Annotated in this window: 18 protein-coding genes; 7 read left to right on the plus strand and 11 right to left on the minus strand. The window is 33.8% G+C overall.

Features of this window, described 5'->3' with window-relative positions:
- Window positions 1-10: 10 nt before the first annotated feature.
- Window positions 11-1,381 (plus strand): S41 family peptidase, encoded by a 1,371-nt coding sequence (locus tag ACR1PN_RS12785; RefSeq protein ID WP_433980347.1) that lies wholly within the window; start codon window positions 11-13, stop codon window positions 1,379-1,381.
- A gap of 25 nt (window positions 1,382-1,406) precedes the next feature.
- On the opposite strand, the gene ACR1PN_RS12790 is transcribed toward ACR1PN_RS12785, so the two are convergent.
- The 10 genes from ACR1PN_RS12790 to tssD (ACR1PN_RS12835) all read right to left on the minus strand — a co-directional run bounded on the left by ACR1PN_RS12790 (window position 1,407) and on the right by tssD (ACR1PN_RS12835) (window position 11,718).
- Entirely contained in the window at window positions 1,407-2,753 is a 1,347-nt protein-coding gene (locus tag ACR1PN_RS12790) for a hypothetical protein (RefSeq protein ID WP_433980348.1), read from the minus strand.
- A gap of 4 nt (window positions 2,754-2,757) precedes the next feature.
- Complete coding sequence (locus ACR1PN_RS12795) at window positions 2,758-3,291, minus strand: hypothetical protein (RefSeq protein WP_433980349.1); 534 nt, start codon at window positions 3,289-3,291, stop codon at window positions 2,758-2,760.
- A 71-nt stretch (window positions 3,292-3,362) separates the two neighbouring features.
- The gene (locus ACR1PN_RS12800) at window positions 3,363-3,953 is read right to left on the minus strand and encodes a hypothetical protein (RefSeq protein ID WP_433980350.1); all 591 of its coding nucleotides are present in this window, start codon (window positions 3,951-3,953) and stop codon (window positions 3,363-3,365) included.
- A 9-nt stretch (window positions 3,954-3,962) separates the two neighbouring features.
- A complete protein-coding gene (locus tag ACR1PN_RS12805; RefSeq protein ID WP_433980351.1) occupies window positions 3,963-5,024 on the minus strand; it encodes a LysM peptidoglycan-binding domain-containing protein in 1,062 nt (353 codons plus the stop codon).
- Between the two features lie 2 nt (window positions 5,025-5,026).
- Window positions 5,027-7,180 carry a type VI secretion system Vgr family protein gene (locus ACR1PN_RS12810; RefSeq protein ID WP_433980352.1) on the minus strand — a complete coding sequence of 718 codons (2,154 nt, stop codon included), beginning with the start codon at window positions 7,178-7,180 and terminating at the stop codon, window positions 5,027-5,029.
- Between the two features lie 205 nt (window positions 7,181-7,385).
- A complete protein-coding gene (locus ACR1PN_RS12815) occupies window positions 7,386-8,297 on the minus strand; it encodes an ankyrin repeat domain-containing protein (protein WP_433980353.1) in 912 nt (303 codons plus the stop codon).
- Window positions 8,298-8,300: 3 nt separating this feature from the next.
- Window positions 8,301-9,575 carry a PAAR-like protein gene (locus tag ACR1PN_RS12820; protein ID WP_433980354.1) on the minus strand — a complete coding sequence of 425 codons (1,275 nt, stop codon included), beginning with the start codon at window positions 9,573-9,575 and terminating at the stop codon, window positions 8,301-8,303.
- Window positions 9,576-9,577: 2 nt separating this feature from the next.
- Complete coding sequence (locus tag ACR1PN_RS12825) at window positions 9,578-10,429, minus strand: hypothetical protein (protein ID WP_433980355.1); 852 nt, start codon at window positions 10,427-10,429, stop codon at window positions 9,578-9,580.
- Window positions 10,430-10,540: 111 nt separating this feature from the next.
- Entirely contained in the window at window positions 10,541-10,945 is a 405-nt protein-coding gene (tssD, locus tag ACR1PN_RS12830) for a type VI secretion system tube protein TssD (protein ID WP_378183514.1), read from the minus strand.
- Window positions 10,946-11,313: 368 nt separating this feature from the next.
- Window positions 11,314-11,718 carry a type VI secretion system tube protein TssD gene (gene tssD / locus ACR1PN_RS12835; RefSeq protein WP_378183518.1) on the minus strand — a complete coding sequence of 135 codons (405 nt, stop codon included), beginning with the start codon at window positions 11,716-11,718 and terminating at the stop codon, window positions 11,314-11,316.
- A gap of 254 nt (window positions 11,719-11,972) precedes the next feature.
- On the opposite strand from tssD (ACR1PN_RS12835), the gene ACR1PN_RS12840 reads away from it, so the two are divergent.
- The 3 genes from ACR1PN_RS12840 to ACR1PN_RS12850 all read left to right on the plus strand — a co-directional run bounded on the left by ACR1PN_RS12840 (window position 11,973) and on the right by ACR1PN_RS12850 (window position 13,814).
- Complete coding sequence (locus tag ACR1PN_RS12840; protein ID WP_433980356.1) at window positions 11,973-12,173, plus strand: cytochrome C551; 201 nt, start codon at window positions 11,973-11,975, stop codon at window positions 12,171-12,173.
- 84 nt (window positions 12,174-12,257) lie between these two features.
- On the plus strand, window positions 12,258-12,521 hold the full coding sequence (locus tag ACR1PN_RS12845) for a hypothetical protein (RefSeq protein ID WP_378183524.1): 264 nt from the start codon (window positions 12,258-12,260) through the stop codon (window positions 12,519-12,521).
- Between the two features lie 129 nt (window positions 12,522-12,650).
- The gene (locus ACR1PN_RS12850) at window positions 12,651-13,814 is read left to right on the plus strand and encodes a thioredoxin family protein (RefSeq protein WP_433980357.1); all 1,164 of its coding nucleotides are present in this window, start codon (window positions 12,651-12,653) and stop codon (window positions 13,812-13,814) included.
- Between the two features lie 264 nt (window positions 13,815-14,078).
- On the opposite strand, the gene ACR1PN_RS12855 is transcribed toward ACR1PN_RS12850, so the two are convergent.
- Window positions 14,079-15,101: a 3-oxoacyl-ACP synthase III family protein gene (locus tag ACR1PN_RS12855; protein WP_433980358.1), complete on the minus strand. Its 1,023-nt coding sequence runs from the start codon at window positions 15,099-15,101 to the stop codon at window positions 14,079-14,081.
- A 76-nt stretch (window positions 15,102-15,177) separates the two neighbouring features.
- Between ACR1PN_RS12855 and ACR1PN_RS12860 the strand changes: the two genes are divergently transcribed.
- The 3 genes from ACR1PN_RS12860 to ACR1PN_RS12870 all read left to right on the plus strand — a co-directional run bounded on the left by ACR1PN_RS12860 (window position 15,178) and on the right by ACR1PN_RS12870 (window position 18,725).
- A complete protein-coding gene (locus ACR1PN_RS12860) occupies window positions 15,178-16,077 on the plus strand; it encodes a magnesium transporter CorA family protein (protein ID WP_433980359.1) in 900 nt (299 codons plus the stop codon).
- A gap of 282 nt (window positions 16,078-16,359) precedes the next feature.
- Complete coding sequence (locus ACR1PN_RS12865) at window positions 16,360-17,946, plus strand: patatin-like phospholipase family protein (RefSeq protein ID WP_433980360.1); 1,587 nt, start codon at window positions 16,360-16,362, stop codon at window positions 17,944-17,946.
- Between the two features lie 113 nt (window positions 17,947-18,059).
- On the plus strand, window positions 18,060-18,725 hold the full coding sequence (locus ACR1PN_RS12870) for a DUF4919 domain-containing protein (RefSeq protein WP_433980361.1): 666 nt from the start codon (window positions 18,060-18,062) through the stop codon (window positions 18,723-18,725).
- Window positions 18,726-18,844: the final 119 nt, after the last annotated feature.

The following is an 18,844-nucleotide window of genomic DNA, read 5'->3' on the forward strand; positions in this document are numbered from 1 at the left end:
ATTGCTCTTGATGAAAACTACGTTTGTTGTATTTTGTTTACTAACTATAAATATAATTTCTGCACAAAAAGTCTGCAATGATTTGTACAATAAGAAATTCACTAAACAACAGCTTGATCAGGATGTTGATTTTATAAAAGAAAAAATTCTGAATGCACATGTAAGTCCGTTTACCGAAATTTCAAAAGAAGAATTCGAAAAGAAATATACCTACATCAGAAATTCCCTGAAAGACGGGATGACACAAAGGGATTTTTATTATCTAGCAAAGCCTTTAATTGTTACTCTAAATGATGAACACAGCAGTATGAGTGATTTTTGTGTAACAGACAGCATAAAAAAGAACAATAAGGTACTGCCATTAAAATTTAAATATGAAAATGAAAAAATGATTTTGACGGAAGATTATTCCGACAAAAATCTGAAAACCGGAGATGAAGTTGTTGCTTTAAACAGTATTCCCATCAAGGAGATTTTAGAAAACTGTGCGAAGAACATTCCGGGAACAAAAGAGGAAAGAATTTCAATAGCGGTTGACCGGTTTTGGGCCGTTATCAGTAAATATTGTTATTTCTTTAAAGATGATTATCTATTCGAATTTAAAAGTGGAATGAAAACCACTATAAAAAGTCTTTCAATTCAGGAACTTCAGAAAAAAGATGCTGAAAAAAAAGCGTCTTCTCAAAACAAAAATTCAGGACCTTTAGAATACAAAAAAATTCAGAATTCTGCCTATCTGAGCGTAAATACATTTAATGAAGGCAGGAGTTTCCCGTTAAAAGAATGGAAGCAAAAACTTGACAGTATTTTTATGCAGATCAAAAACGATAATGTCGAAAAATTAGTGATTGATGTAAGCAATAATTCAGGAGGAAATTCTGCAATAGCAAATCTTCTGATTGATTATTTTTCTGATAAGCCATACAAAAGTTACCAAGGGAAATTCAAAAAGAGCCAAGAATATTCAGATTTTCTAAAAGGGATGGGCAAAACTGATCTTCAGTATGAAAAGATTAGAAATGGTGATTACTATTCAATAAGATCCCGCAATATAAAACCTTCTGAAAACAAGAATCGCTTTAAAGGAAAGACCTACGTTGTTGTTGGCAAAAATACATTTTCAAGTGCTATGATGTTTGGCGTAATGGTTTTAGACAACAAACTGGCAGAAGTTGTAGGTGAAATCCCAAGTAAAGGTCATCCTAATCATTTTGGTGAACTCATCAGTTTTCAAACTCCACATACAAAACTGGATTTTCTTTTTGGCGTAAAAGAATGGATAAGACCTGCCGGAAATCTATTGCCCAATAAACTTATTCCAGAAAAGATTATTGATTTAGAGGATAAGAATGAGGAAGAAATAATTCTCAACTGTAATTAATAATCAACGGATCATATATACTAAATTAATCAACAGGAGTAGTGGCAACAAGTTTACTTCCGTTAGGCTCAGCTGCTAAATCCGCTGCCATTCCTTGTGCCAAATCTACCCGAGCCTCTTCCGAAAAAATGGTTCCTATAAAGGGTATTAGAAATAATGCGCCCTGTACTGAATTAGACTTTAAACTGTTTAAACTGTTTCTTGCATTTTCAGCAGCAACAGTTCTCCCATCATCAATCATACTGGGATTCATCCTTCCACTGTTGTAATGTGTAGCAGCATTTCGCCATTCCGGATATCTTCCGCTATTGAGATCGTTTAATAATTGTCTTGCTAAAGGATTAGTTCGTAACTGTTGTCGGTTAAGGCCATCTAAGCTTTCCAACTGTCGCTGAAAATTAACGTTATCAACATGCACTCTTCTTGACTCTACAATATTGGTAATTTTACCTGCAACAGTACCTCTTTTATAAGAAGTAATCTTATACCATGGCCCACTTTCTTTTTTAATTTCAATAATATCTTCCGAATCCTGTACAAAATCATCTGGTTTTGAAGGAGCGCCAAATAAGCTATTTTGGTCAATATCTTTTTCTTCAACTTTTCCTGTTTCCTGATTAATGACATTTTCTTTGTGGTTATTCATTCGATCATACGTAATATTATCGCTTACATCACCCATGTTTTCGTGTCCCCATCTAATACCTCCTCTAAATGCATAATTAATTCCACTAAAAACTGCAAATCCGGCAATAAATCTTCCACCCGCCATCCAAATTTTTCCGGCTACTGATGCTGTACCCCATTTTGCGAAAGAACTTGGAAGAAAATATCCAGCTCCAAAAGAAGCTACAATGTTGATTCCTAATTCCCATCTGTTTTTATTCGCAATAGAGCTTGCAGCAGCATTTGCTGAAGCTTCATCAAAAAAAGGTGTAAGAATCCCCTGATTACCACATTTTAAGATAGAGGATCTAGTAATGGCAGAAGCTTTGTTGATTTTAACAGAATTATGTGCTAAAAACCAATTCCCACCGTTCAGTGGATCCGTACATTTATGCGTAATAATTGCAATAGCTACACCTACAACAACAACTGCAACAGCAGCAGCAATTACCCATCCAATAGGTCCAGTAGCAAATAAGAGTAAACCTGCACCAAATGCCAATAGAGAACCTATCATATTTGCAGGAGATTTACACTTAAATTCCACCATAATATTTTTATCATCCACAGTAAGCACTGGCTGCTTTTTATTCTCATAATATACATTAAAAGCACTTCTGCTATGAGAAAATTTCTGAGATTTAGAGCTTAATTGAAAAGTACATACAGCAAACACTTTATTTTCTGGAATATATGAAACTGCCATAATTTTAAAATTTAGGAATAAATAGTACAAATACTACACTGATTATAAAGTAAGCAAAACACATAATTATTGGAAATGCTAATGCATTAAAATCTTTCGTATTTTTCTTTTTGATATAGCCATTAAAAAGAATTTCAACTTCTGGTTTTAAATTTATATCCGGAGACAAAAAAAATTTTGTTGTTTCGCCATCTGAAATTCTTATCATAAAAGCTTTTCTAGAATTGTAATTGTAGATATTATAATTCAAATTCTGTGATAATAATAATTTCTCTCCGCTATCATACTTTACCAACAGATTATTATCTTCTTTTAAAATATCTATTTTTTGCATGGTACTTTTCATTACGATAATCAAAAAACCAAATATCAAACAAAGACATAAAATGATTAATTGAGTTTGATTGGTAGTATATTTTATATCTAAAAATTTAATAAATAATATAGTTGCAGGCAACAAAAAAAATATTGTAATTATTGCAGCCCATAAACTATATTTTGTATTGAATACAGATATTGTAATTGTATCTTTAATCATATTTTTCAGTAATTTATTGTAAAGAAATTAGTTTATGTTTTATTCAAAATTCCTTCATAAATAATCGTTAATCATAAATTAATTATATAAATCAATCCCAAAATGAAAATCACCAATGCTACAAAAAGCATAATAAATGGAAATTTATTAGCAAAAAACACTATAATGTGATCTGAAGAGGTTTTTATATTCTTATTTGGTAAGTGGGTTTTGAGTTCTTGCCGAAGATTTCCTTTATTTTTGATATCTTTTTTATTTTCCTGATTAAAGCTAATACCAGCTAACCAAAAACACATATTCCTATTATCTAATTTGATTCTCAAAATATCAAGTATTCCTTTTCGGGTGATATTAAAATTATAATTTTCAATATTTTTCTTTTGTAATATTGTATTTGTTTTAGTTTTGGTATCATCAATTACAATTGAATCTTGTTTTACGGCTATTGAAATTATTTTAGAAAAATACAAATTGATTCCTACAATAATAAACAACGACATCGATAAGCCAAAAATTACAAGGTAGGTTTGCTGGGTCGTACTGTTTACCATGCTGTAAATATAATCTGTGCTGATAAAGACGATTAGTGCCGCAAAAAACATTAACAATGTCACCGCCCAGGCTAAAATGCTAAATTGTCTAAATTCAAACTTTTTTTCCATCAGAATTTTTTAAACTTCAACTTTCTTTATATTATATTCTGTAATTACTTCAAAATTATTTTTAATTTTCTCTGCAATAGAGGCTTTTCCTTGTTGCAGCAGATTTGTTTTCTTTTCAATCGTGTAAGTAATTCGATATATAAAATCAAACTCCGTATAGTTATATTTTATGGTTGATTTATAAATTGTATCATACATATTTTTCAGCTGTTCTTCTGAGAGATTTTTTTTATCAAGAGTTCCTACCAATCTATAAGTAACAAATTCTGAATCTTCACTCACTTTACTTTTCACTACATCAGTTTTAAGATTTATGTTTGGGAAGAGTTGAGAAAATTGAGTGATTTCATAATTCTGTAAGCTTTCGCCGGCATATGCTCTTAGGAAAACATGAAAAAACAAATTTTTATCAAGCATTTTCGAAAAATTATTTTTCTCTAAAAATTCTTTATCTCCTGTGGCAATAATATCTTCAGCCTGTTTAGGTGCTTGAGATAATAATTGTTGATATATCTCCTCGTTTTTTAAGTCAAAATCACGGAACTTAATCCACCGTTTACCAATTTCGTCGAAGTTCAGAATTTCTCCGGATAAACCTTCTTCTGTAACATTAAAAGTAATAGGTAGCTTTAATTTTTCTAATTTTTGAGCAAATAAAACCCCCTTTTCATATACAACCGGATCTACAGAAAACGTAAAGTCCGTCATGTCAAAACCCAAAATTCTCGTATGATCTAAATATGAGACAAGAAACTCTGAATAGGTGTTTGCCGATAATGTTATTATTTCATTGTTTATTCTACTTATATTTAGTTGCTCACAGCGGTATCTTGCCAAATTTTTTAGCATCGTTTTTTCAAAATTCTTGTTTTCAATAATTTCTTTTTCAAAAATATTCTGATTGATAAAAATACTGTCTAAATGAAGTGGCAACTCATCAGACACGATCAGATTAGACATACCCGAACGCGAGTTATGAAATGATTTTAAATTTTCTACATCTACTTTAAATTTTTCTGAAATAGATTTTAAATTTTCTCCCTTTTCAACTTTATATTTTACAGCTTTCATATTTAATTTATATCCACTTGTGTTCCTGTAACATAAGTGTTACCTGTTGCATTAATCGATGTATTTGATTTACTGTGCAGACTAAGATTATTCTGGGTAACAAGCAATGCATTATCTTGAGAATTCATATCCAGCATTCCGCTACCTACAGAAATCGTAATCGAGTCTTGCTTTATGGTAATTTTATTTTCGCCGACTTTCAGTTCGATCTGTGTTTTTCCTTCCAGAGAAATATTTCCGGCGTTATCCATCGTCAATATACTCTGATCTTTACCTACATTAATGATAGTTTTGGTTCCAACATTTGTTGTATGATTATTCCCAATATCCTCTTTATTATCATTACTCACAAAAGTTGTAACATCTCCCGTTCCGCTTAGAGTAACATGATTTCCGTTCCTGTCTTTAATTTCAATTCCAGCTCCGTCATTCAGACAGATGATATTACCGCTTTTGCTGGATAAGCTTTTTATGTTATTTCCAGCTCCGCCTCCGCCGCCGACTCCACCATGAAACATTCCGCCCATCACAAATGGTCTGTCGGGATGCTGATGAACGAAATTGACAATTACCTGATCTCCAATTTCCGGGATTGCCATAAATCCACGGTTCTTATTCACTTTATCACTGCTTCCTGCATCAGGAGTCATTACACGGATAAATTCCGAAGTATCCTGCCCGCTTTGCCAGTCAAACTGAACTTTTACTCTTCCTTGGTTTAAAGGGTCGGCATTTTCAGTCACTTTTGCAAACTGAGCTTCAGCTTTCGGGCTTTCAAATTCGGGACGTGGAATATAGCCGCTGTCTGCTGCAATTGCTTCGAAATTTCCAGTATAATAGCCTCTTGCATCTACTTCATGGATTACTTCTACCATCATCAATTTTGTAAAATAAGAGGTCTGATTGGTATCTGCCTTTCTCATTTCTACATCTGCCGTACATCCCGGATACAGAAACGGAACCGTCGTTTCTCCCGAAGTAATAAAAACCTGAGAAGCTTTGCTTCCCGCTGTTCCTTTTTGTGAAGCGTCAATGTCCATAAAAGAGGCTGCTTTTATCGGAGCTACTCTTAAAGATGGCGTGGTAAATGTTTTTTCTGAAATTTCGTAAGCCCGTTTTGCAATATCTGAAGCATGGGTAATTTTTGAACTTCCTGTTGTGAGCTTTTCGTTTTTGCTGCTGTTATAGCCATAGAATGACGGATTCACATGCTGTGCCTTCATTTTTACTTTGATATCGCTTACATTGCTTCCATAAGTAAGTTTCACAGGTTGTTCAGCTGGCGGAAGTTTTCCGAAATGGAGAACTTCACCGTCGTAGAAAAACTGCTCACCGTAAGCTTCGGCAATTCTTGCTAAATAATTGTAGTGTGTTTCTTCGTATTGAGAACTATATGAAACATTCCCGTATTGAGCATCAACTCTGAAATCGAATTTATTTCCGCCTAATCCTTCTTTTATCACATGATCGGCAATACTGTTTAAGCTGATTGGCTGTGCTCCACCAAAACTCTGAATATGTGGTGCTGCATCTAATAATATCGTCGGACTAAAACCACTTAAAACAATATTTCCCAAGCTCCCTTTTTCCTGACTGAATCCAACTTCTGTAATCACTCCCACGAAATTTCTTTCAGGGCCGTCGATCACATCTTTGTATTTGAAAATAACCGTAAGTCTTTTTCCTAAAAAGTTTTGAGCTTCTTCAAGATTATGATTTTCAGGTGCGCCAAGAGTATCATGAGCAAGGGTAATGCTGAATTCATGATGTTTTGTGGCACTTTGATGAAGTTTAAAATGTTTAAAATGTTTAATTTCTTTTCCCTCTACTATCACATCAAGCTTTACAACTCTGTTGATGCCTAAAATCTGGCTGGTCGCAATCGCTAATGCATTATGAATTTTTGAGGTAGGCTGATTTGACCAGACTTTATCTTCCACTAAAGACGGATTGTTTGTTTGAGCAACCTGATTCATAAACATTCCTGAAGAATCTTTTACCGAATTCATGGGCTTTGTAATCTTAGACCCAGCTTCCTTAATTTTCTCAGTCGATTTGCTTACAACGTTTGAAGTTGCTTCTTCTTTTAGGTTCTGCGCAGCATTCGACATTACGTCTTGCGGCATTTTCGGTGTTGTAGTATTATCCTGAAACATAATAATTTTCTTTATACTTGTGAATGAGGTTTTTTTCTGACATTTTTTAGTTCAACAGAATCCGATTTAAAAAAACGAAATCCTTTAACATTCTCATCTTATATATCTTAAATTTAATAATAATGATGTTTTCGTAAAAATTAAATCATCCTAAAATTAATTTTTGTAGTAAAACTACGATTATCTTTAATTAATTTTCATAACATTACTGAGCTGCCATCTCCTTATCTTTTTTATAGCGGTTTTCACCATAATTGTTATTAAAATTGGCTGTTTTTTTATCTTTTTCGCTCAGATTTTCATATAATTTTACGTTAAGTTCTGCTTCTGTTTTTTCGTCTCTTTTTACAGGAAAAACAATATTGTATTTTTCTGTAAGCTGTTTTTTGAATAATGAAATCTTATCAAAATAAGATGCATTTTTAGAATTTTTCACTCTGGTTCCTTTCTTATCCTGAGAATCCAGATAAAGAGCCATCGGAGAAAATTCAGTACCTTTTATTTTCGGGCTACCTCCTTTTTCCATCAAATATTGTGCAGTTTCGATATTACTTCTTGCAGCGGCTTCCATTATATTATCACCCAAGTAAGAAATATGATTAATATCCGCACCATTATCCAGCAAAAAATCAATCATTTTTTTCTCTGTTTGTTCATTTCCCAAAAACATTGCGGCTCGAAGCGGGCTATTACCTACTGCTGGATTAGGATTTGCCTTATAGTTAAATAATAATTTTGCCATTTCATAATTATTTGTTCCCACGGCATGTGATAACGGAGTCATAAAACGATGAGGAATAACAATATTCGGGTCAGCCTCATTATCTAAAAGAATTTTCATTGCTTCGAGATTCTCAAGAATAGATGCGTACATCAGCAGAGTATATCCGTAGTTTTTCACATCACTCAGTTGGTTTACCACACTCGGATTATCTTTTAATTCCTTTCCTAAACCAGAATTATCTTCATTAAAAATTTTCTGAGCAGCATCAAGTTGTGCACCTTCAAATAATTTTTGTGGAGGATATTGCTCTTTATTTTGAGTTTTTCTCGATCTGGTGTCTTGACAGGAAAATAAGGTCATGGTAAAAAAGATTAAAAAAATTATTTTTTTCATGAATTATGAGTTTGTTGCAATTACATTCATATTAATTGTCGCAATCATCGCTTCAACGGCATCTGCATATGCACTGTGACCGCTTCCGAAGGTTTTCAGATTCATTCCTTCATTATCCGGAATGTATCCGAAAATTTCGTTTTGCTCTCCTAATGCACGAGGAACTGCGCCTGTCAAGCCCCCGAAAAGTGCTAAATTATTCAGTCCGGGAATTCTTGAAATTGCAAGTGTGGATAACAGACCTTCTCTGTTGTTCTGAAGAGCATTAAGAATATCGTTACTAGTACTGTAATTTGTAATATTTGAAGTTGATCCTACAGCACCATGTTCATCTAAATAATTAAGCGTATTATCATGAACGCCTCTCGTGTTGAAAGTATAAGCCGGCAATCCTGTGTAGTAGGAAGCCATTGCACTGTTTCCTCCGCCCAGAGAATGTCCTGTGAAGGCAACATTTCCGTTGGTAGCTGTATCCATTTTGTCGGCTAAATCCATTGTTTTTTGAATTTGGGGAGTCTGAAAACCAAATGCCTGTCCGCCATCTTCTATAAACCAGTCGTGATAAAACTGTGCTCCTTTTGGCTCAGAACCCCGGAAAGCAACAAAATATTTATTTGTTTTTTCATTATAATAAAGAGATGCAAAGAATCCGTCGGTTTCATTGGTATCAAAATCCTCTGTTTTAAGATTCCCTTCACCAAAAATTGCATCTAGCTCCTCCTGGTTATCTGTATTGATTCTTGTGTAGTCACCGATTTGTACAGCTACGGATTCTTCATTATCTTTCGAAACCGGGTTCTCATTATAAGAATCCTGAGCCATTGCTGCAGCATTACTCAGCTCTTCTATCTGTTCAGCCGTCGGAAGATGAAACTTTACCGTTCCCCCTAAAAAACAATTTAACGTAGAATTCTGAAGGAGCGGTTTTTTGCCTTCTACTCTTACTTTCGGATGGGTATTACTCCAGTCGCTTCCTTTAGTAAGAAACGAACAAATATTGAGACAATCATCAATCAATGCGCTTCCGGCCCATGCTGCCGCCGCAAGAACGAACAAACCTCCTCCAAAAGCTGCAGCGATACCAATTCCGGCAACAGCTCCGGCCACCATCATTTGCGGACAGATAAAATTATCTTTGAAACGGTCTTCTTCGGTAGCTACCAATTTTGAACCGCCTTTCAGATAAACAGTGGATTGTGAGCTGACCCCAATTCCGATCAGCCTTCTTCCGCTTGTGCACATCAGCGGAGTTTCTTGTGCGATATACAGTTGGCTCATATTTATTGTATTAATTGAATATGATATCTGCAGACATACAACATTTTATCATTAAGCTTCTCTTTCACATGAAAAATAACTTCTGATAAAACCGAATCATGATTGTAATGATATTCTCCTTCCATCATCAAATCATAATCCAAAGGAATATCTAAAGCTTTCTGATATTTCGAAGCATAAATTTCTTCAAAATCTCCGGTGTGGCTTTTTACTTTTCCTTTTACATTCATCCGGTAATGATCTTTATCATTCAGAAACTGATAATCTGAACTGTAAACAATTTTCTCACCCGGAAAAAGTGTTGAAAGAAATTCTCTTTCTTTAAATTCATCTTCATTTTTAAAATTAACTCCGGCTTCCGGAAACGGATAAAATATAATCTGATAAAGAAGATTTGCTTTAATATTATCTTCAATTCTTTCGAATTCTTTATCATAAATGCTGATAATTTCGTTATAAGAATCTTTCACCAGCTGCAAAAAACGCAGTTCTTTGCGTTTTATCTCCTCCCATTTTTCGGTAATTTCGTTTTCATTTTCTACTTTTTCAATGGTTTTATCTTCTTCTAAAAAGACAGAAAGATGACTTGTTGCAGAATTCACCTGATCGATAATTTCATAAAAAGGTTTCATCTGAGAATCAAAACGAATATACTTTTTATCTGAAATAAAAATCTCGAGGTGTCTGTATTCTCCGGGAACGATTTCCCAGATTTCTTCAGTTTCCGTTTCGTTGGCCTTTCCGTTGCCTAAAGTGAGGTATGACTTCACATTTACAGAATATCTTCCATTTCTGTACCAAGCATATTTAAACGCACCAAAATCGAGAAATTCTTGAACGTCATTCTGATTCATGAATAAAGCTTTGAGTAGTGAAAAATTAACTTTAAGAAAGAAATTGCTGTAGAATACAAATGTGTATGAATAATTATACCCATACACATTATGCATTATCATAGCAGGAAATTATACTCCCGGCCAAATACCTTCATAAGCAGAATTTCCATAATTGATTTTTTCTGCGCTTACTACAAAGCTGATTAACATAGAATTTTCATCTACTGCGTCGAAGTCTACTTCGTGCTGGATCACATAACCATTCTCCCAGTTCAAAGTAATTAAAGTTCCTTCTTCATGAGATTTGTTAAAAGTAACTTCACCTGTAGTTGGTTTGTACTTACCATTAAGCAAGCTTTCCAAAATGTCAGATTTCTCTGTTGCTTCGATAGTTAATTTGATGATTGCATTGGAAGGGTCTGAAGCGACACGTCCCGAAACATCCGTAGATCTTGAAACGCTATAGTTTAGCTTTAATAATTTTTGCCCTTCGCTTCCGTTGAATTTTAAGATTCCTCTTGAGTTTGCTGCCATAATGATAAATTTTAATTAAATTAATACTTTGTGATTTGTATGATTCAAAGATAGAGCCATTGATTTCTTTTAGACGAACAAATCTGGGAAATCTCATATTTTGTAGTAATACTACGATTTGATGTAGTAAAACTACGATTAGGAAACAAAACACCTTAAATCCCTTTATTAATAACAGGTTTAATAATTTTTTAAACAAAAATCTCACAAATGCGCGAATAAAATTTAAGAACCCTTTAGGAAAAAATTAAGGAAAATTAACAAGGGGAGATTAGTCTTATTGATTGAGTTCATAATTTAAAATAAAAAAGATTGCCTAAAAAAGACAACCTTTACTTTGTATAAAAATATTTAAAAGCTTAATAATTTTAGCTTGATGGCCAAAGTCCTTCGTAAGCTCCGCCTCCATAGTTGATTTTCTCTGCACTCACTACAAAGCTGATCAGCATTGAGTTTTCGTCTACTGCGTCAAATTCCACCTCGTGCTGGATCACATAACCGTTCTCCCAGGTTAAAGTAATCAATGTTCCTTCTTCATGAGATTTGTTGAACGTCACTTCACCCGTAGTTGGCTTGTATTTTCCGTTTAATAATGATTCAAGGATGTCAGATTTTTCTGTTGCCTCAACTGTTAATTTGATAATCGCATTCGATGGATCGGATGCTACTCTTCCGGAAACATCCGTAGATCTTGAAACGCTATAGTTCAGCTTTAATAATTTCTGTCCTTCGCCGCCGTTGAATTTTAAAATTCCTCTTGAATTTGCTGCCATGATTTGTAAATTTTAATTCGTTAGTATTTTTGTTTGATTTTTATAGTCCAAAGATAGAACCTGCGGAAATACATTTTACGTTTTAAGCTCAAAATTTAAAAATTTGTAGTAATTCTACGATTTCATGTCGTAAAACTACGATACATCAATTATAGGAAGAGTAATTTAACAAATTTTATCCATTTTTAATAAAAATATGGCGTTTTTTGGAATGATAATTGGGTTTGTTAAATCACACCAAAAAATAAAATATTATGAAAAAATTAATGTTAACAGTCTTTATATTAGGCTTAATCGCGACCAGTTGTGGTTCAAAAGAACCATCAATGTCATCAGATAAAGATTCAATGAACGTTACAACTACACCAGTTGATACAACGGCAGTTTCAACACCTATGCAAAGTCCGGATACGATGAAAATACCTGTTGATACAGCGACAACGCCCATGAAATAGGCAATTTTCTTTGAATAACACAAAATCTGCTGAAAAATTTCGGCAGATTTTTTATATTTGATTAACCAACAAATACATTTTACTATGAAAAAATTAGGAATAGGAGTTGTTTTAGCTTTAATAACTTTAGGAAGCTGTGCCGACAAGAAAGAAAACAGAGAAGAATTCAAAGCAGAGCACAATAAAGATTCACTAAGGAATCATCAGGGAGATTCTGCCGCAGCCAATTCTGAAGCAACAACTCCTGAAACCGACACCCCGAAAAGTTTAAAAGACACTGCAGCTTCACCAACAGACTACAGCAGCAAAGAAACAAAACCAAACACTAAAGTAGGAGGTTCAAGATAATCAAATAATCCGTAGCATAACGTTACGGGTTTATTTTTGGTTAATTTCCAATGCTTTATACTTATTTTCATTAAAAAGAGAATAATTATTTAACTTAATTATTACATTTGTATCCAACAAAAAAAATTCATGAAAAAAACAGCGATATTATCATTCCTGTTCGTTGCAGCACTTGCATTTGCACAGGGAATTAAATTTGAAGAAGGCAGTAACTTCAAAACTATTTTAGCAAAAGCAAAGAAAGAAAACAAACTTGTTTTTATCGATGCTTATGCCGTTTGGTGTGGACCATGTAAATTAATGGTAAAAAATATTTTTCCGTTAAAACCTGTTGGTGATTATTACAATGAGCATTTTGTAAATGCAAAAATCGATATGGAAAAAGGGGAAGGAATTGAGCTGGCAAAAAAATACAATGTTAAGGTATTTCCTACTTATCTTTTCATTAACGGTGACGGTGAAGAAGTTCACAGAACAATTGGTTACGTAGAAGAAAAAGATTTCATCCAGTTTGCAATGGATGCAGGAGATCCGAATAAAAGATTGACTGCTTTGAAACAAAAATTCGAAAAAGGCGAAAAAGACCCTGAATTTTTATTAAATCTTGCCAATCTTACCATTTATAATGATGTAGATTTTTCTAATAAAGTGATTGAACGCTATTTTGCTGCAAAGCCTGAATTTAATCAAGATAATTTAGGACTTCTTTTTCAGGCAATGAAAAGTACGGAAGGCGCTCCCTACAAAATTTTCACAGAAAGAAAAGCCGACATTATCAAATTGGTTCCTGAACAGCAATACGCTGCCATTGATAAAAACGTAAAAATCAATGCAGTGATGGCAAAAGCTTACAATACCGATACCAAAAAATGGGATGACGCTTACTTTCTTTCTGAAAGCCAAAAATTCCTTACAAAAGATGAATCTGAAAAAATCTTGAAAAGAGCGAAAGCAAACCGAGCTTTAAAAGACAAAGATATTGCGACATACGAGAAAATGACATTGGAGCTTAATCAGGATACTTCTGCTTTAAATGCAGACCAGCTTAATTCTTTAGCTTGGAACTTCTTTGAAAATGTCACTACAAAATCTTCTTTAGAAACTGCTGTAAAATGGGCACAGGAATCTGTAAATAAAAAAGAAAGCTATGCCAATACAGATACTTTGGCAAATCTTTACAATAAAATAGGAGACAAGAAAAATGCTAAAATCTGGGCACAAAAATCAATTGAGCTTGGTAAAGCAGCAGGTGAAGATACTGCAGATACTGAAAAACTATTGAAGAGCCTTTAATCTTTAGTTTTAAAATACAAAAAATTCCGCTGAAAGTATTTTCAGCGGAATTTTCATTTTATTGATTAAGAAATGGAAGCGTTAATAAGATAAACTTTATGAACGTTAAAAAAATTCTTATGTTAGAGTGCAAGTCAAATCTTGAAAATAAATGTATCTCTACTCGCATGAGTTAAGAATTTTTAGCGAGCAAATTTTATTTTAGCCGGAATTCCAGTCTTGAATTTTAGCTTCTTTTGTTTCAAGACAAAAGAAAAGAATCAATTAATATTCAAACAAAACACTGCCCCATGTAAAACCGCTTCCGAAAGCAGAAAGAAGAACCAGATCCCCTCTTTTGATTTTTCCTAATTCTATTGCTTCATATAAAGCAATCGGAATCGAAGCAGCTGTTGTATTTCCATACTTCTGAATATTGTTATGAATTTTTTCATCCGGTAAACCAAACTTTTGTTGAATAAACTGAGCAATTCTCAAATTCGCCTGATGCGGAATAAACATATCCAGATCATCAATTGTTTTTCCTGCTTTATTCAAAGCTTCCTGCATTGTTTCAGGGAATCTTGTCACCGCATGTTTGAAAACAAAATTTCCGTTCATAATCGGGTAAACTTCTTTGTTAGTCACATTTTCCGGCTCCAGCCTCATTCTGTCACTCCATCCGAATTTAGAGCCAGGGAACTGAGTGCATAATTCGTCTGCAAATTTCCCTTCAGAATGCATGTTCATCGCTAAAATGTCTCCTGCATTTTCATGTTCCGTTGCAGAAAGTACAATCGCTCCTGCTCCATCTCCGAAAATAACGGAAACCCCTCTCCCTTCATCAGAAAAATCAAGTCCGAAAGAATGAATTTCGGCGCCTACAACCAAGATATTTTTATAAGTTCCTGATTTAATAAAAGCATTCGCAACACTCATCGCGTAAACAAAACCCGAACATTGGTTTCTTACATCCAAAGCTCCGATGGTGTCGCAACCCAACATGTCCTGTAATAAAACGCCACATCCAGGAAAATAATAATCCGGAGAAAGCGTCGCAAAAATAATATAATCGATATCTTTTGCTGTTAAACCAGCGTGTTGAATTGCTTTTTCAGAAGCTTTGAAACCAAGATAAGCAGTAGTTTCCTGAGAGTCGTTTCGGTTGATGCGGTACCTTCTTTCCTTGATACCTGTTCGTTCAGTAATCCATTCGTCATTGGTGGTCATTAATTTCGCTAAATCATCATTGGTAACAACGTTGTCGGGAACATGAAAACCAATTCCTTTTATTGTACTTTTAATCATATTGATTTTTCTAATTTTGGTAAAGATAAAATTTATTTAATACATACTATTTCAAATTTAACAGTAAATTTACTTTATGCCAATAGATACAATTTACAGAGATTCCGGTTGCGAATGGATAGACGTGGAAGCCCCTACTGAAGAAGACATGAAATATCTTCATGAGCGATATGAAATCAACAACCTCCTTCTTGAAGATACTCTAGATCCCAATCACTTACCTAAATATGAGGAAGACGGAAATGTGAAATTTTTCCTCTTGCGCGAAAGTACCGAGCTGGAAAGAAAAAACCTTAACACGATAAGCGATATCAGTACCAAAATCGGAATTTTTCTTTTGGACAATACAATTATCACAGTGCACAGAATGAAGGCTAAAAGTATTTCGGAAACAAAAAAAGAACTTTCATTACATCAGGAAGTTTGTTCTCCCGAAAAAGTTGCTTTGAAAATAGCTTTGGTCATTATGAAAAGCTTTGATGATGAATCTTTGAGTTTATTTGAAACCATGGACAATATTGAAAACGAAATTTTTCTTAAAAACACCAATCACACCAATCAGATTCGCAGGCTCTACAAACTGAAAAGAAAATCAGGTTTGAACTCGAGAGTTTTAACGATTTCTACAGACGCTATTGATAAATTTAAATTGCTCAATCTTGCCGATTCTGAATTTGTCGATTTAAAAGATAAACATAAAGATGTTGTTGCCGATTTTGATCATTTGAATATTCAGATCACCAACCTTATTTCGATGTTTTTGGCGTTATCGGATCAGAAAGCGAATCAGGTCATGAAAGTTTTGGCGATTTATTCGGTTTACTTTTTACCGATTACGTTTATTGCCGGTTTATATGGAATGAACTTCGACAATATGCCTGAACTTCATACAAAACACGGATATTTTTACACTTTAGGCGTAATGCTATTAATTGTAGTTATTACATTTATTTATGCGAGAAGAAAGCAATGGTAATAACTCTCTTGCAAATTGAGCTGATTTCGCAGATTAATAAATGAGAAATCTGCTTAATTTGCTAAATCTGCGAGAGAAAAATTATATAGATTAAACGCTAAGTCGCAAGGAAATTTATAAAACTTAAAACTATTAAGGCGCAAGGATTTTATCTCTGATAAAATTGATTGAGAATATTTTGAAAATTTTTGATTTTCTTGCGCCTTACAAAATAATTTCACCAAAAACTTTGCGCCTTTGCGCTTGACCAACAAAACACCAACAAAACACCAAACCAAAATCATGAAACCCGAAACCCTCCAAAAAATTCTTGAAGAAGACATTCTTTCCCAGGAATCCAAAGAAAAACTGAAAGCACTGCATGAAAATATTTCACAAAAAGAATTTTCTGATCTATTAGATGCTGAAGGAAATCAATATATAGAATTTGTGCAGGAAGGAGGCGGAGTTTGGGGAAGTGCTTTGGTGGGTTATCTTTACGGATTGGAAATCTTCGGAATTCGTTTTCTGAAAGTTGCCGGAACCAGCGCAGGAGCCATCAACACCATGCTGATTGCCGCCTGTAAAACCAAAGAAGAAGCCAAAAGCGGAATCATTAAAGAGATTCTTTTCAACTGGAATTTTGCAGATTTTATGGATGGAAAAAGCTATGTAAAAAGCACCATTCATGCAATGCTCAACAATAAAAATTTCTTTAAAATCAATCTCATTATTGCCATCATTCTTACCGTCGGATTGATCAGTTTACCCTTTATTTTATCTTCGGAAACTACCCGTGAAGCCAAACTTTACTTTCTGATTCCACTTATTCCTTTGATTATTCTGCTATTAATTCTCAAAAAGTTATATCATAATTTCACGAAAAGCAACAGCGGACTGAATCCCGGAAATGTTTTTGAAGAAACAATGAAAAAAGTGCTTGATGACTTCGGTATTAAAACAGTGGCTGAGCTCAACAAAAAATTCATTCAGAAAGAAAATCAACTGAATCTCAATTATCGTTATGGCAACGGAATGGAATTTTACACCAATGCTTTAAACGGAATTGAAGAAATTAAAATGAATAATCTCGAACATATCGATGAAACCCGTTACAGAATTTATTTTGAAAGCGTCGAAAACAATGATTATTACAAAAACAATCCGTTTTACCAGCTTACATCTGAATATATTGTCGTCACAACCGACATCAACGCCAAAATAAAAGTACAGTTGCCAACTATGGCCAATTTGTATTGGTCTGAAGAAGAACTGAAACACATAAGTCCTGCAGAATTTGTACGTGCTTCGATGTCTGTGCCTTTCTTTTTTGAACCGATGCAAAAGGTCATCAACAAAGACGATGATTCGGTAAAATATGCCTGGAAATTCTGGATGAACACCACGAAAGAAAACATTTATCCGGTAGGAATTTTTATTGATGGCGGAAGTATTTCAAACTTTCCAATTGACCTTTTTCATGTGACCGATATTTTCTATCCGAGAGTTCCGTTGTTTGGGGTACAACTGACAAGTGACGCAACTATTAATGAAGAGAAAGGTAAAACCAGCCAACAAATTCTTAAAACTCCCCTTTCCTACGCTGGAAATATTATTGAAACTTTAAAAGGATTTAACGATAAATCTTTCCTCACCAAATATTCATTCTACAATTTGTATAGCATTAAAACCGTCAACTGCGGAACCAGCAGCTGGCTGAATTTCTTTATGAAAAGAGAAGAAAAAGAACAGCTTTTTAATGCCGGATTTGTTGCCGCCCTCGATTTCCTCAATCAATTCGACTGGAAGAAATATAAATACGAAAGAATGATGGTTGCCATGAAAGAGAAAAAGATTCTGAAGGAAGAGGATACGCCGACGGTGGGGTGATTTTGGGTTTAAAAGTATTAGTTTACATGCAAATGAGCTCTTAAGTTTAAATTTGGCATATAAAAACCATTATTATCTAAATTTCTTTTATTTTTGATAACAATTATAAAGCAATGAAAAATATTTCCTTTTTGTTTCTGCTACTTCCTATTCTTCTTTTCAGTCAGGCAAATTTTGAATATAAAAAAGATTTCGAAAATATTCTAAAAGAATCCAAGGATAAAAATTCGGATCTTAACTACGAAAAATTGTTAGTCAGATTTACTAAAAATGATACAACTCTTACCGACAGACAGGTTTTGTCGCTGCTCATCGGATTTACCGATAATATTTATTATAAGCCTTACAAAGATTTGGAATTTACAAAAAGTTTATATCAGCTCAATGATGACAAAAAATTCGACGAAGCTATAAAAGAAGGCAACCAGTTTATTGCCCATCATCCATTTGATTTAAAAACTTTATTTGAGTTATCATACGCTTATCATAAGAAAGGTAACCAGCCTGCTGCAGATTCTTATCTAGAAAAGGCTAAAATGATTTTCAAAGCGATGATTTACAGCGGAGACGGAAAGTCTATTGACTCCCCGATGTTTGCCTTAAATCCTGCGGACGGACAAGATTTAATAAGAAAGGCTTTCGGAGCAAAAATCGGAAAGATGGGTTCTGGGAGAGATAAAAACGGATATTTTATAGATATGCTGGAAATGAAAAATGGAGAAGAGAGTGAGACGTTATATTTCATCATTCCTCATGCTACAAAGAAAATGTTTGAGTGATTACCATATGCTAAAATTTAACGTAAATTGATATTTATTTGATACTTAGCAACCATAAATTTAATATCAAATAAGAAACAGTTTCATTATCTTTACAATACAATCACAAAAACTTAAAC

This window comes from Chryseobacterium sp. RLHN22 (assembly GCF_051011795.1).
Classification (GTDB): Bacteria; Bacteroidota; Bacteroidia; order Flavobacteriales; family Weeksellaceae; genus Chryseobacterium; species Chryseobacterium zhengzhouense.